Origin of the sequence: Mannheimia pernigra, from assembly GCF_013377995.1 — a bacterium.
In the GTDB taxonomy this organism is placed as follows: Bacteria; Pseudomonadota; Gammaproteobacteria; order Enterobacterales; family Pasteurellaceae; genus Mannheimia; species Mannheimia pernigra.
Genome location: NZ_CP055305.1, coordinates 2,097,200 through 2,110,538, shown reverse-complemented (window position 1 = coordinate 2,110,538; position 13,339 = coordinate 2,097,200). Strand labels below are relative to the sequence as shown.

Below are 13,339 nucleotides of genomic sequence, written 5' to 3'. Positions count from 1 at the left end.
AGGAGAAAATTGTGTTTAAAATAAAAAATAGCGTTATTTTATTGAATGCTGTACTACTTTCGGCTTGTACTTCAAACGGTGGTAGTTTTGATACCAATTCAGTTAAGGCAAGCCCATCTCATTCTAGCTCTTCTAAAGACTCAACAGCCCAACCTAAATCAGAACGTAGAACGATATCTTCGACTGAAAGCTCAGCTCAACCATCCTTAGGATTTCAAACTAAAATTCCACGTCGTAATTTCTTCGGTGGCACAGGAGAGGAAAATGGAGCGATTGAGGCGATCACGCCTATTGTAGGTGAGTCGTTAGATATTGAGAAAGAAGTAAAAAAACTTTTTGAAGAAGTGAAAAAGCTTGGTGATGATGAAGACCTGATTATTCATACTCACGATGGAAAAAAATTACATCATAAGCGAGAGATGAAATTTGTTCGTTCGGGTTATTTCCTTCATTTAGATGCTGCAACCGAGAGAAGTAAACGAGGAGAACCTCGTCTTCTAAAAACAGGCCCTACAGGGTATGTTTATTATTTAGGCACTCAACCATCTAAAGCTTTCCCAACCCAAATAGCAACTTATGAAGGAACTTGGGATTTTACTACTAATGCATCTGCAAAAAATAAAAGTAAGTATTTTGAAGGAGGTGATGCTGGTACGAATGTTGGGGCTACGCCAGAAAACAACCAAGCAAATACAGAGGTGGAAGGCAATCCTATAGGGCATAGTAGTAAGTTTGAGGTTAATTTTAGCGATAAAACGCTTAAAGGTACTTTAACTAAAAATGGCTATGTAAATCCAAGGGAAAAGGACAAGCAGGAAATTACTGATCATTATAAGATAGAAGCGAATATCCACGGAAACCGCTTTAATGGTAAGGCAAAGGCTTTAAAAACAGACGATCCTTACTTTGGTAAAGATAGTAATACAGTAGAAGGCGGTTTTTATGGCGATAAAGCTCAGGAACTTGCGGGAAAATTTTTGGCAGATGACAAATCAATTTTCGTTGTATTTGCGGGTAAGCGTGATGAAAAAGGTGAAGACAAGGTCGAAAAGAAATTTGATTCAGTGCAAGTGAGTTTGAAAGATTTGGCTAAATCAGATATGGATACTTTTGGTCTGGCAACTCATTTAGTTATTGATGGTGTTCAAATTGCTTTATTGCCAGAAGAAAAAACACGTTTTGCTGATATGGATTTTTATCAAGTATTAACAAAAAATATAAATGGTAAAGATTACAAAATTTCAGTCTGTTGTAATAATTTAGACTATGTTAAATTCGGCACATTTGAACAAGACAGCCAAGATAATAAAGACGGGCATCAATACTTAGTGGGTGAACGTACGGCAGTTGCTGATTTACCAAAAGAGGCTCGTATTTATCGTTATACTGGTACTTGGGATGGAATTATTCGTAGTAAGAATGGGGGTGTAGGTGGTGATTCGCCAAGTGATAAAGCTCATGGCACTCGTTCTATATTTGATGTGAATTTTGCCGATAAGAAGATTGAAGGTAAATTGATTGCGAATGATGGTTTAGAGACAAATCCGATGCTGACATTAGATGGAAAGATTGAAGGCAATGGTTTTAGCGGTACAGCAAAAACGGGTGAAAAAGGCTTTAATATTGATAATAAGAGTACAGCTGGTGGTACAGTTGTTCATCTTAATGCCAAATTTGAAGGTGGTTTTTATGGTCCGCAAGCTGCTGAATTAGGCGGCATTGTGCATAGTGCAGAAACTAATAAAGATAAAGTGAGTATCACTTTCGGTGGAAAACGCTAGGTAGAGAATAAGCCAAGACTTACCCGCTCTAACAAGCGGGTAATTTTCGCCAAAAAAATGTAAAATCTAAAGGATAAATAAAACAATGAAAGAACATACTTTCCATTATTCGCCGATTGCTATAGCAGTCATTTTTTCCGTCTCACACTCTCAATTATTTGCTAATGAACATCAAATGACAAACGATCATTCTGCAGTTCTCGATGAAGTTGTTGTGACTGAGAGCCGCTACGCTCATGAGAGACAAAATGAAGTAACAGGCTTGGGTAAAGTCGTTAAAAATTATGATGAAATGAGCAAAAATCAAATTTTGAGGATTCGAGATTTAACACGTTACGATCCTGGTATTTCTGTGGTAGAACAGGGGAGAGGGGCAAGTAGTGGTTATGCTATTCGTGGTGTAGATAAAAATAGAGTGGCAATGTTGGTGGACGGTTTGCCACAAGCACAACACTATAATACTTCAGGTTCTCAGGCGAATGGCGGAGCAATCAACGAAATTGAATATGAAAATATTCGTTCGATTGAGTTGAGCAAAGGGGCAAGTTCTGCTGAATATGGATCAGGTGCGTTAGGTGGTGCAATTGGTTTTCGTTCTAAAGATTCTCAAGATATTATTAAAGAGGGTCAAAATTGGGGATTGGATACCAAAACTGCCTATGTAGGCAAAAATAGTGAATTGATGCAATCAATTGCGATGGCTGGTCAGTCTAGTGGATTTGATGCCTTAGTGATTGCCACACATCGTCACGCTAAGGAAACAAAAATTCATAGTGAAGCTTATAATATCCAACATCAAATTGCTCGTTTAACTGGCTATGAAAATCGCTATAATCTTAGTCCTGGTAGTCAATTGGAGCAACCAGGCGGTCGTTTCTTTATTATTAAAGATAATTGCTCGACACCAGCAAGTTGTACACCAAGAGCGGATGTGAAGATCAATAATGATAACTTTACATCTAGGGAATCACCTGAATTGTCAGCAGCTGAAAAACAACAATTGGCTCAAATACCCTATAGAAAAGAGACGCTTTCTGCGAATGAATATACAGGTAAAGATAGAATTGCACCGAATCCTATGGACTACAAAAGCAATTCCGTATTTCTTAAATTTGGCTATCGTTTTACGCCATATCACTACTTAGGCACAGTATTTGAAAATACAGCTCAACGTTATGATATTCGTGATATGCAAACGCCAGCTTACTATACTAAAAATGACATTAATCCGAGTACGGATAATCTCTATAAATTAAGTCAAGTGTACGAAGGTGATATTTTATTAAATGGATTGGTTTTCGATAAGACTATTCCTTACGGTACTCGATATAGTAGAGCTAAATTTTTCGATGAGCGTCACTATAAACGTCGTGTTGGATTAAAGTATGAATATCAAGTAGAGAAGCCGACTTGGTTAGACAAGGCAACACTAAGTTGGGACAAACAAGATATTGCTTTACATAGTAAGATGCACCGCTTGCATTGTAGCGACTATCCAGTTGTGAGCAAGCATTGCCGCCCAAGTTTAGACAAGCCTTGGTCTATGTATGAAACTGAGAAAAATACTTATCGTGAAAAACATCAGACCATCCAGCTAGATTTAAGTAAAGCCGTTACCGCTGGTCGAGATTGGTTTAAACAGCAACATAAATTTAATTTCAATATTGGTTTGGATAAATTCAGTTCTGATCTTGAACGCGGTGATTGGCACGCTCAATATACGGAAGCGGGTTATATTCACGAAAGTGGACAAGGACGTTTGGATAACCCAGATGTTTATGTGCGTAAGCCTCGCAGCATTGTGACAAAATCGCTTTGTAACAACAGTCGTGGTGGTATTCTTAACTGTGAAACTCGTACTATTAAAGGGCATAATCGCTTTATTGGCTTACGTGATTTAATGAGTAGTCAATATGTTGATTTAGGGCTTGGAGTACGATTTGATGAACATCGTTTTAAATCTTCAGATCCTTGGACAGTTAGTAAAACGTATCGTAATTGGTCTTGGAATAGCGGTATAACGCTCAAACCAACAGATTTTGTCTCGTTCTCTTACCGTATCTCGAATGGGTTTAGAGTACCAGCATTCTATGAACTGTATGGAAAGCGTAAACATATCGGTAACACGAATGATGAGTCTCTTCAAAGAGAGCATCGTAATCGTCGTTTAAACGTAGAAAAATCTATTAACCACGAATTTGGCATTAGCTTTAAAGGCAATTTTGGTTATATCGATCTTAGTTACTTCCATAATCAGTATAAGGGGATGATCGCCGAAGCCTGTAAAAAAGATGACAGTACGGTAACCTGTATTGATAATTATCATAATGTGCAAGATGTAACATTAAATGGTATTAATGTTGTCTCAAAATGGGATCTTCACGGCTTAATGTCTTTTATTCCTGATGGCTTTAATGCACACTTAGCTTACAATAAAGTTAAAGTGAAAAAACGTAGCCTTAATGATCCGACATTACACGCTGTAAATGACCCAACTTTAGAGGCTATTCAACCAGGTAAATATGTATTAGGTGTTGGTTATGATCACCCTGAACAAAAATGGGGAATTAATTTGACAACCACGTATTCTAAAGCAAAAAATGCTGATGAAATTAAAGGTACCCGTCACTATGGTATCCATCGTGTTGATTTAGGTGGAAAAGTGACTGGTTCTTGGTATACACACGATTTAACCGGTTATGTTAATTATAAAAACTATACCCTACGAGCGGGTATTTATAACCTGATGAATCGTAAATACAGTACTTGGGAATCAGTCCGCCAATCATCTAGTACTGCAATAAACCAAGATACGGGTAATAACTACACTCGTTTCGCAGCACCAGGACGTAATTTCAGCCTTGCATTTGAGATGAAGTTCTAAAACTAAAAAGAAAAAACGCTAAATAGATAATATTTAGCGTTTTTCTTTACTTAAAAATTGCACCTTAATCAGTTTATCAAGACTGTTTAAGGTGCATTTTTTTATGAGTTTTAGATTAACCCATACCGTATTTTTTTAATTTTTTACGTAATGTACCGCGGTTAATGCCTAGCATTGTTGCTGCACGAGTTTGATTGCCGCGAGTATATTGCATCACCATATCTAACATTGGGTGTTCGATTTCAGATAATACTAATTCGTATAATTCTGTTGGATCTTCACCATTTAATTGAGATAGATAGTTTTTTAATGCTGCTTTCACGTTATCACGCAGAGGTTTGTTAACCTGTTGTGCTTGTGAATTTAACATTGTTACTGTTAATGGGTTTTGTGTAGGTTGTTGTTCTAACATTTTTTTATCCAACTTTATTATTAAGATTCTAAAGAATCAATTTAACAAAATCTTCTAATGCGTTAAGTTGCTCTTTGGTAGAGTTTAACGTATTAAAAGTGCGTTTAAAATTTGACTCTGGTTGTAATTGTTCCACATACCAACCAACGTGTTTACGGGCAATTCGATAGCCTTTTTCTTCACCATAAAATTGGTGCAAGTCTTCAATATGCTTAAACATTAGTTGATATTTTTCTTTTTCAGGTAATGTGGAATATTGCCCAGTTTCAAAAAAATCGTTGATCTCCTTAAATAGCCAAGGATTACCAAAGCTACCTCGTCCGATCATCACCGCATCAACATTGGTGTAATCTAAAACAGACTTTGCTTTTTCTGCGGAGCGTATATCGCCATTTGCAATAATCGGAATCGACACGGTTTGTTTTACCGCTTTGATACTTTCATATTCCGCTTCACCGTTAAATAAACAGCTGCGAGTACGCCCATGAATAGTCAGTGCCTTAATTCCAGCTTGTTCTGCAATTTTGGCTATTGTCAGACAATTTCTATTTTCAAGATCCCAACCTGTTCTAATTTTTAAGGTAACAGGCACATCAACGGCATTTACAACAGCATTTAATATTTGAGCGACTAATTCAGGTTCACGCAACAAGGCTGAGCCTGCCATTTTCTTATTTACCTTTTTCGCAGGGCAGCCCATATTAATATCAATAATATCTGCCCCATACTCAACATTAATTTTTGCAGCTTGTGCCATCTCTGTTGGGTCTGAACCTGCAATTTGTACAGCATTTATACCGATTTCATCGTGATGTGCTAAACGCAATCTTGATTTCTCGGTGTGCCATACATCAGGATTTGTGGACATCATTTCTGAAAACGTCAAACCTGCACCAAGTTGGCTACATAATCGGCGAAAAGGCTGGTCGGTAATACCAGCCATCGGTGCAAGGAAAATACGGTTTTTGATTTCATATTGTCCTATTTGCATTTTTAACCTTTTATTAACAAATTTGAAGTAATTTTAACCAGAAAGATACCCAAATAAAAAGTACGGCAAATACCGTACTTTTTAATTGATGCTTATTATCAGTTTCACTGATTTAGGGGGCGTATGATACGCATTTTTTAATCATTTTGGAAGTCTATAAATTAGACAATGTGCAAAAATAGCGAAAATATTTTTATTGACAATATAAAAATAGGATTAAACGTGCTTTATATAGACAACTTTACCCACATTTCCTATCCAATTAATTTCAGCGATGGTTGAGGTTGGAAATTGCACATTGCTTTGATTGTTTGTTAAAAGCTGGCTTAAATCAAATACTAGAGGCAAATGTGAAATGAGTAGAATATTTTTTGCTCCTTCTTCTCTTAAAAAACGAAGGTAATCTTCAATAATATAGGGATTACCATCAGGCGTAATTTCTTCCCATTCTTCAATAAGATTTGCAACGTTTTGAGAAAAATTGACCGCTTGCATACCTGTTATAATATTTTCAAGGGTTTGTCTGGCACGAAGGTAAGGACTAACCAGAATTTTATCAAGTTGTATTTGCTTATTGGTTAAATATTCACCTAGCCACTTGCCTTGTAAGATAACATTTTTTATGCCATTTTCGGTTAAACAGCGAGCGGGATCACTCGGGGCATTAAAACTTGCTTCTCCGTGTCGCATAATCCAAATATTCATAACATTCTCCTTAACTTGTATTTAAACTCTTGTCATTTAGGCGTATAATGACCCTCGTTTAACGCATAATCAAGTGCTTAGAAAGATTTTAGCTTATATTTTAAATTTATTATGGAGTCAAATAATGTCTAGAAAACTCAGAAGAACCAAGATCGTTTGTACAATGGGGCCTGCAACCGACCGTGGTAATACATTAGAAAAAATTATTGCTGCTGGTGCGAATATGGTTCGTATGAACTTCTCTCACGGTATTCCTGAAGATCATATCGAACGTGCAAACAAAGTACGTGAAATTGCTTCAAAATTAGGTCGTCAAGTTGCTATTTTAGGCGATCTTCAAGGACCTAAAATTCGTGTTTCGACATTCAAAGATGGCAAAATTTTCTTAAGTATTGGCGACAGATTTACTTTAGATGCAGATTTACCGCGTGGCGAAGGTCATCAATCTGCGGTTGGCTTAGATTATAAAAATCTACCAAACGATGTAGTACCAGGCGATATTTTGTTATTAGATGATGGTAATGTGCAACTTAAAGTATTAGAAGTTGAAGGTATGCGTGTTCATACTGAAGTGACCGTTGGTGGCCCTTTATCAAACAACAAAGGGATTAATAAATTAGGCGGTGGTTTATCTGCACCTGCATTAACAGAAAAAGATAAAGAAGACATTAAATTAGCAGCAAAAATTGGTGTGGATTACTTAGCGGTTTCATTCCCACAATCAAGTGCGGATTTAGAATATGCGCGTCAACTAGCCAAAGAAGCGGGTTTAGAGGCAAAAATTGTGGCTAAAGTAGAACGTGCAGAAACGGTTGCGACAGAAGAGGCTATGGACGACATCATTTTAGGGGCTGATGTTGTTATGGTTGCACGTGGTGATTTAGGGGTTGAAATTGGCGATGCAGCGTTAGTGGGTGTACAAAAGCGTTTAATCCGCCGTGCTCGTAAGTTAAACCGTGTAGTGATTACCGCAACGCAAATGATGGAATCAATGATTAAAAAACCAATGCCAACTCGTGCTGAGGTAATGGATGTTGCAAATGCAGTATTAGATGGTACTGATGCCGTAATGCTTTCAGGGGAAACGGCAAATGGTGATTATCCAGTTGAAACAGTAAGATCAATGGTGGAAGTGTGTTTAGGTGCAGAAACAATGCCAAGCATCAATATTTCACGTCATCGTATGGAAGATAGATTTAAGTCTATTGATGAAGCCGTTGCAATGTCTGCAATGTACACGGCAAATCACTTAGAAGGCGTATCAGCAATTGTTTCATTAACACAATCAGGCGAAACAGCAAAATTAATGAGCCGTATTAGCTCTGGTTTACCAATATATGCTCTTTCTCGTAACCCAAAAGCATTGAATCTTTGTGCGCTTTATCGTGGTGTTACGCCAGTACTTTACAATGAAGAAAGCCGTACAATGGAAGGCGCTAAAAGAGCGATTGCTCAATTAAAAGAGCAAGGTTATTTATTAACGGGTGAATTAGTACTTCTAACACACGGTGATGAATTAAAAGCAGGTGGCACAAATACTTGCCGTATTTTAAGAGTGGAATGATATAAACGCTAAAACAAAAGCCACATTACTTATGTGGCTTTTTTATATCTTAATATCGTTTTATGAACGCCTAACTATTTGAATTACTATGCTAAATAGACCCCTTTCAATTTGTATTTTACGCCTCTCAGCCATTGGTGATGTGTGTCATACTTTAGCCGTTGTGCAAGCTATCCAGCGGCACTATCCCTCTGCTGAAATTACTTGGATCATCGGAAAAACAGAAGCAGCACTAATGAAAAACATTCCTAATGTACAGTTAATTTCCTTTGATAAAAAATCAGGCTGGAAAGAATTGTTTACAATATGGAGGCAGCTTTCCCACAAGCGGTTTGATTTTCTACTAAATTTGCAAACGGCATTTCGGGCTTCAATACTTTCACTTGGCATTAAAGCAGATAAAAAAATAGGTTTTAATAAGGATAGAGCAAGAGAAATGCAATGGTTATTTACCAATCAAAAGGTTGAAATGGCCAGCTCTCCTCACGTTCTTGATGGGCAGATGATGTTTGCTAAAGCGATTGGCGTGACGGATTTATCTGCAAAATGGGATCTGTTTGTGAGCGATGAAGATTTAGCTTATGGAAAAAAATTCATTGATTTCACGAAAAAAAATGTGCTAATTGCTCCTTGCTCAAGTAAAAAAGAGAAAGATTGGCTACCAGAAAGATACGCAGAACTTTCTAATTGCTTGATTGAGAAAAATATCAATGTGCTGATTGCAGGATCGCCTTCTCGCTATGAAATGGAAACCGCACACAAAATACACCAACTTGCTCCGAAAAGTTGCAATATTGCAGGCAAAACTACGTTAAAACAATTAGCTGGCGTGATTCGGCAAGTAGATTTAGTCATTTCCTCTGATTCAGCACCAGCCCATATTGCGACAACTCAACATACTCCAGTTGTTGGGCTGTATGCAATTCATAACCCAAAGCGGACGGGGCCTTACCAAGATTTAAATAAAGTGGTTTCTGTATATGATGAAGCAATTTTGCAATCTTATGGCAAACCTTGGCAAGAATTGGCGTGGGCAACCAAAGCTAAAGGCAAAAATTGGATGGAAAAAATCAGCGTTGATGCAGTAAAGCAAAAAATAGTTGAAACCTTAAAAATAAAGTTGTAAAGTGAGTGTACTAAAAAATTTACATTAGGAAATAAAAATGAACACTGTATTTAACCAAGATAGCGTACATAACGTTAATATAAAAGATGAAAAAGTATTATTAACCCCACAAGAGCTAAAGCAGGAATTTCCATTGCCAGAACATTTACGCGAGCAAATTGAACGTTCACGTAAAGTCATTTCTGACATTATTCACCGACGTGATAAACGCCAGTTGATTGTTATTGGTCCTTGCTCTATTCACGATCCGATTGCTGCTATTGAATATGGTAAAAAACTAAAAGCACTTTCAGACCAGGTGAGTGATAAGCTTTACATTGTAATGCGGGTGTATTTTGAGAAACCTCGTACTACAGTCGGTTGGAAAGGGTTAATTAACGATCCGAAAATGGATGGCTCTTTTGATGTAGAAACTGGTCTGCGTGTTGGACGCAAACTTTGTTTAGATTTAGCTGAAATGGGCTTGCCTCTTGCGACTGAAGCTTTAGATCCGATGACGCCACAATATCTTGCTGATTTATTTAGTTGGTCTGCAATTGGGGCAAGAACCACAGAATCGCAAACGCACCGTGAATTAGCCTCGGGTTTATCAATGGCGGTTGGTTTTAAAAATGGTACAGATGGTGGCTTAGCCGTTGCACTTAATGCGATGCAATCTTCTGCTCAAGGTCATAGTTTTATCGGCATTAATCAAAAAGGGCAGGTGACTTTACTGAAAACGAAAGGGAATGAAGACGGACATATTATTTTGCGTGGTGGCAAAACGCCGAACTATGAAAAGCAATATGTTGATGACTGCGAATGGGTGCTCAAACAAGCAAACTTACCTGTTGCGATTATGATTGATTGCAGCCACGGCAACTCCAATAAAGATTATCGCCGCCAACCAGTTGTCGCAGAAAATGTGTTGGAGCAATTATTAGCAGGCAACACTTCAATTATTGGCTTGATGATTGAGAGCCACTTAAATGCGGGTAATCAGTCATCAGAATTACCATTTGATGAGATGGCGTATGGTGTTTCAATTACCGATGCTTGCATTGATTGGCAAACGACAGAAAATCTTTTAACCCATTTTGCAGAAAAATTACGCCATCGGTAATTTGCAAAAAATAATGAGAAAATAACCGCTTGTTTTATGGTTGATAAAAATATGAACCCATTAGCTCCATTACGTGAACAAATTGATCAGGTTGATCAACAGCTCATTAAATTACTTGCCCAGCGTTTATCTCTTGTGGCAGAAGTCGGAAAAGTGAAAGCAGAGCACGGTATTCCTGTTTATGCACCAGAGCGAGAAACCGCAATGATTTCCGCCCGCCGAGGAGAGGCGGAAAAACAAGGCATTCCAGCTGATCTGATTGAAGATGTGCTACGCCGTGTAATGCGTGAATCTTACGCCAATGAAAACAAGCACGGCTTCAAAAGAGTAAATACGGCAATTCAAAAAATTGTCATCGTAGGCGGTAACGGGAAATTAGGTGGATTATTCGGTAATTATTTAACCCTATCTGGCTATAATGTTGAGGCATTAGGGCGTGATGATTGGGCGAATGCGAAGCAAATATTAGCAAATGCAGATGTGGTTATTGTGTGTGTGCCAATTGCCAATACCCTAGAAACAATAGAGCGTTTGCAGCCATACTTAACTGAAAATATGATTTTGGCAGATTTAACTTCTGTTAAATATCAGCCACTACAAAAAATGCTGGAAGTGCATAATGGAGCAGTAGTTGGCTTACACCCAATGTTCGGACCAGATATTGCGAGTCAGGCAAAACAGGTGATTGCTTGCTGTAATGGGCGTTTCCCTGAGCGTTATGAATGGCTGATTGAACAAATGAAAATTTGGGGGGCGAAAATCGAACAGATTGAGGCGAAAGAACACGACCACGCAATGACCTATATTCAAGCGTTACGCCACTTTTCAACTTTTGCGTTTGGCTTGCACCTTTCTCGCCAGCCGGTGCAACTGTCGCAATTATTGGCGTTATCTTCCCCCATTTACCGATTAGAATTAGCGATGATCGGGCGTTTATTTGCTCAAGACGGTAGCCTATACGCAGATATTATTGCCGATAAACCGGAAAATATAGACATTATTGAATCACTCAAAGAGAGCTTTGAACAAGGTCTGGATTTCTTCAAACGTAACGATAAAGCCGGCTTTATCCAAGCTTTTGATGAAGTGCATCACTGGTTTGGTGATTATTCGGAGCAGTTCTTAAAAGAGAGTAGAGTATTGCTCCAACAGGCGAATGATTCGAGACGTTAGTCCTAACGTAATAATTTTAATCAATTTTGTGATAATCAACCGAAATAACTTTATCAAATCTAACGTTTTATTAACTCAGTTTGTTTTCTTTGGCTATAAGGAGATTATATATGTCAAATAATTCAATTGTACTTGATCCAATTATCGTTAAACCAGATTATAAACCTAGCCCAATTACAATAGGCGGGAAGCCTTATTATCCTGGGCCATCTTTTGGGATTTCTTTAGAGGTTCCTGCACATGTTGTTTTAAAGCCTGTAGACTTAAAGATAGGAAGAGTTGGATTGATCAATTTAGCGGAATTTTCTATTAAAATTCGAGATTTAAATGGCTCTATTGTTAAATATAAGGCTCAGCTTTCTAAATCGGAAGTGCAAAAGCTGCTTTTAGAAGCTAGGGAGTGGTTTAATAAATATGCATTGGATTTTGAAAAAGGACAAGAAATAGAAGTTTATATAAATACACTGGAAAATGCCTTAAAAATTTTAGAAAATTCTGAGAAGAATTTAATTTCCTTAGAGAATGATGCGGATAAGAAATTTGATGAATTATTGAATAATAACATAGTTAGATTATCTAATTTTAAAAAATTTAGAGATAGTAATCCTGGGCTCATTTCTGCTGCTTATGAATCTAATATTGCTTATTTTCGTAGTCCTAAAATGACAGAGGAATATATCAAATTATGGAAAGAAAAAGTGGAGATACCCCAAACTAAAATTTTACTGGAGAAACAGAAAATAGAAGCGAGTTTACGTAGTTTAATTGATGTAAGGAAAGAGGCAAGTGAGCTTTTAAAAGGTTTAAAACAAGATTTACAAGACAAAAAGCTTAAAACTATTTTAGAGTACTCTAATGCTTTTTTTGAACATATTACTGAAAAATATGGAAACCTAGCTAGTCAGGAGGCTAAAAAAATTGCAGCAGTAGCTAAAGGAAAGAAAATTCGGAATGTCAATGAAGCCTTAAAAGCATTTGATAAATATAAAGGAGATATTAATAAGAAATTTAATTCTAGGGATCGTCAGGCAATATCTAAAGCTTTACAATCCTTAGATATGAAATCAATTAGTAATGATTTGTATAAGTTTAATAAGGCTTTCAAATATGTGGGTAAAACATTTTCAGGAGTAGCTCTAACAACAGCTTTGAAAGAAGGGTATGAAAAAGGGAATTGGAAGCCATTTTATTTTGAAGTAGAAAAGCAAGTATTAGACAAATCTGCAACTTATGTTGTAAGCCTTGCTTTAGTAATCTTAACTAGAACTCCAATAGGTATTATAGGTTATGGAGTATTAATGGTAGTAGTAAGTGCTTTGATAAGTGATGAATTAGTAGAAAAAGTACATAAAGCATTATTCTTCTAGGCTAGAAAAGGAAGAAAGCTTGTTATAGCTTTCTTTCTTTTTTTAAATATTTATAAATAATCAAACAAAAACTAATTGGGATAGAAAACAAAAAACTCACAAAGAAACAAAAATATTCCTTCATTCTAAAGAAAGCTGGGTTATCTATAAATTTGTTTCTTTCTATTCTTGAATGAATGAAATAAGAATAGCTAGTTTCGAGAGTATAATGTGCAATAGGATATAAAAATACAC

General features: G+C 37.0%; 10 protein-coding genes. 7 read left to right on the top strand and 3 right to left on the bottom strand.

From position 1 onward, the window contains the following. Nucleotides 1-11 precede the first annotated feature (11 nt). On the top strand, nt 12-1,781 hold the full coding sequence (locus HV560_RS09980) for a transferrin-binding protein-like solute binding protein (RefSeq protein ID WP_176812775.1): 1,770 nt from the start codon (nt 12-14) through the stop codon (nt 1,779-1,781). 85 nt (nt 1,782-1,866) lie between these two features. Then, nucleotides 1,867-4,665: a lactoferrin/transferrin family TonB-dependent receptor gene (locus tag HV560_RS09975; protein WP_176810303.1), complete on the top strand. Its 2,799-nt coding sequence runs from the start codon at nt 1,867-1,869 to the stop codon at nt 4,663-4,665. A gap of 115 nt (nt 4,666-4,780) precedes the next feature. Here HV560_RS09975 and fis read toward each other — a convergent pair whose 3' ends face one another. The 3 genes from fis to sixA all read right to left on the bottom strand — a co-directional run bounded on the left by fis (nt 4,781) and on the right by sixA (nt 6,773). Then, the gene (fis, locus tag HV560_RS09970) at nt 4,781-5,077 is read right to left on the bottom strand and encodes a DNA-binding transcriptional regulator Fis (RefSeq protein WP_159631056.1); all 297 of its coding nucleotides are present in this window, start codon (nt 5,075-5,077) and stop codon (nt 4,781-4,783) included. 28 nt (nt 5,078-5,105) lie between these two features. Then, nucleotides 5,106-6,068 carry a tRNA dihydrouridine synthase DusB gene (gene dusB / locus HV560_RS09965; protein WP_176812774.1) on the bottom strand — a complete coding sequence of 321 codons (963 nt, stop codon included), beginning with the start codon at nt 6,066-6,068 and terminating at the stop codon, nt 5,106-5,108. 216 nt (nt 6,069-6,284) lie between these two features. Then, the gene (gene sixA / locus HV560_RS09960; protein WP_176810301.1) at nt 6,285-6,773 is read right to left on the bottom strand and encodes a phosphohistidine phosphatase SixA; all 489 of its coding nucleotides are present in this window, start codon (nt 6,771-6,773) and stop codon (nt 6,285-6,287) included. 124 nt (nt 6,774-6,897) lie between these two features. Between sixA and pyk the strand changes: the two genes are divergently transcribed. From pyk to HV560_RS09935, 5 genes are all read left to right on the top strand, one after another. Continuing rightward, nucleotides 6,898-8,337, top strand: a complete 1,440-nt coding sequence (gene pyk, locus HV560_RS09955) for a pyruvate kinase (protein WP_176808902.1) — start codon at nt 6,898-6,900, stop codon at nt 8,335-8,337. Nucleotides 8,338-8,425: 88 nt separating this feature from the next. After that, nucleotides 8,426-9,463, top strand: coding sequence for a glycosyltransferase family 9 protein (locus HV560_RS09950; protein ID WP_176812773.1), 1,038 nt, complete (start codon nt 8,426-8,428; stop codon nt 9,461-9,463). Nucleotides 9,464-9,500: 37 nt separating this feature from the next. Beyond that, the gene (locus tag HV560_RS09945; protein ID WP_176812772.1) at nt 9,501-10,565 is read left to right on the top strand and encodes a 3-deoxy-7-phosphoheptulonate synthase; all 1,065 of its coding nucleotides are present in this window, start codon (nt 9,501-9,503) and stop codon (nt 10,563-10,565) included. A gap of 51 nt (nt 10,566-10,616) precedes the next feature. Continuing rightward, nucleotides 10,617-11,738, top strand: coding sequence for a bifunctional chorismate mutase/prephenate dehydrogenase (gene tyrA, locus HV560_RS09940; protein WP_176812771.1), 1,122 nt, complete (start codon nt 10,617-10,619; stop codon nt 11,736-11,738). Nucleotides 11,739-11,848: 110 nt separating this feature from the next. Then, on the top strand, nt 11,849-13,105 hold the full coding sequence (locus HV560_RS09935; RefSeq protein ID WP_176812770.1) for a colicin-like pore-forming protein: 1,257 nt from the start codon (nt 11,849-11,851) through the stop codon (nt 13,103-13,105). Nucleotides 13,106-13,339: the final 234 nt, after the last annotated feature.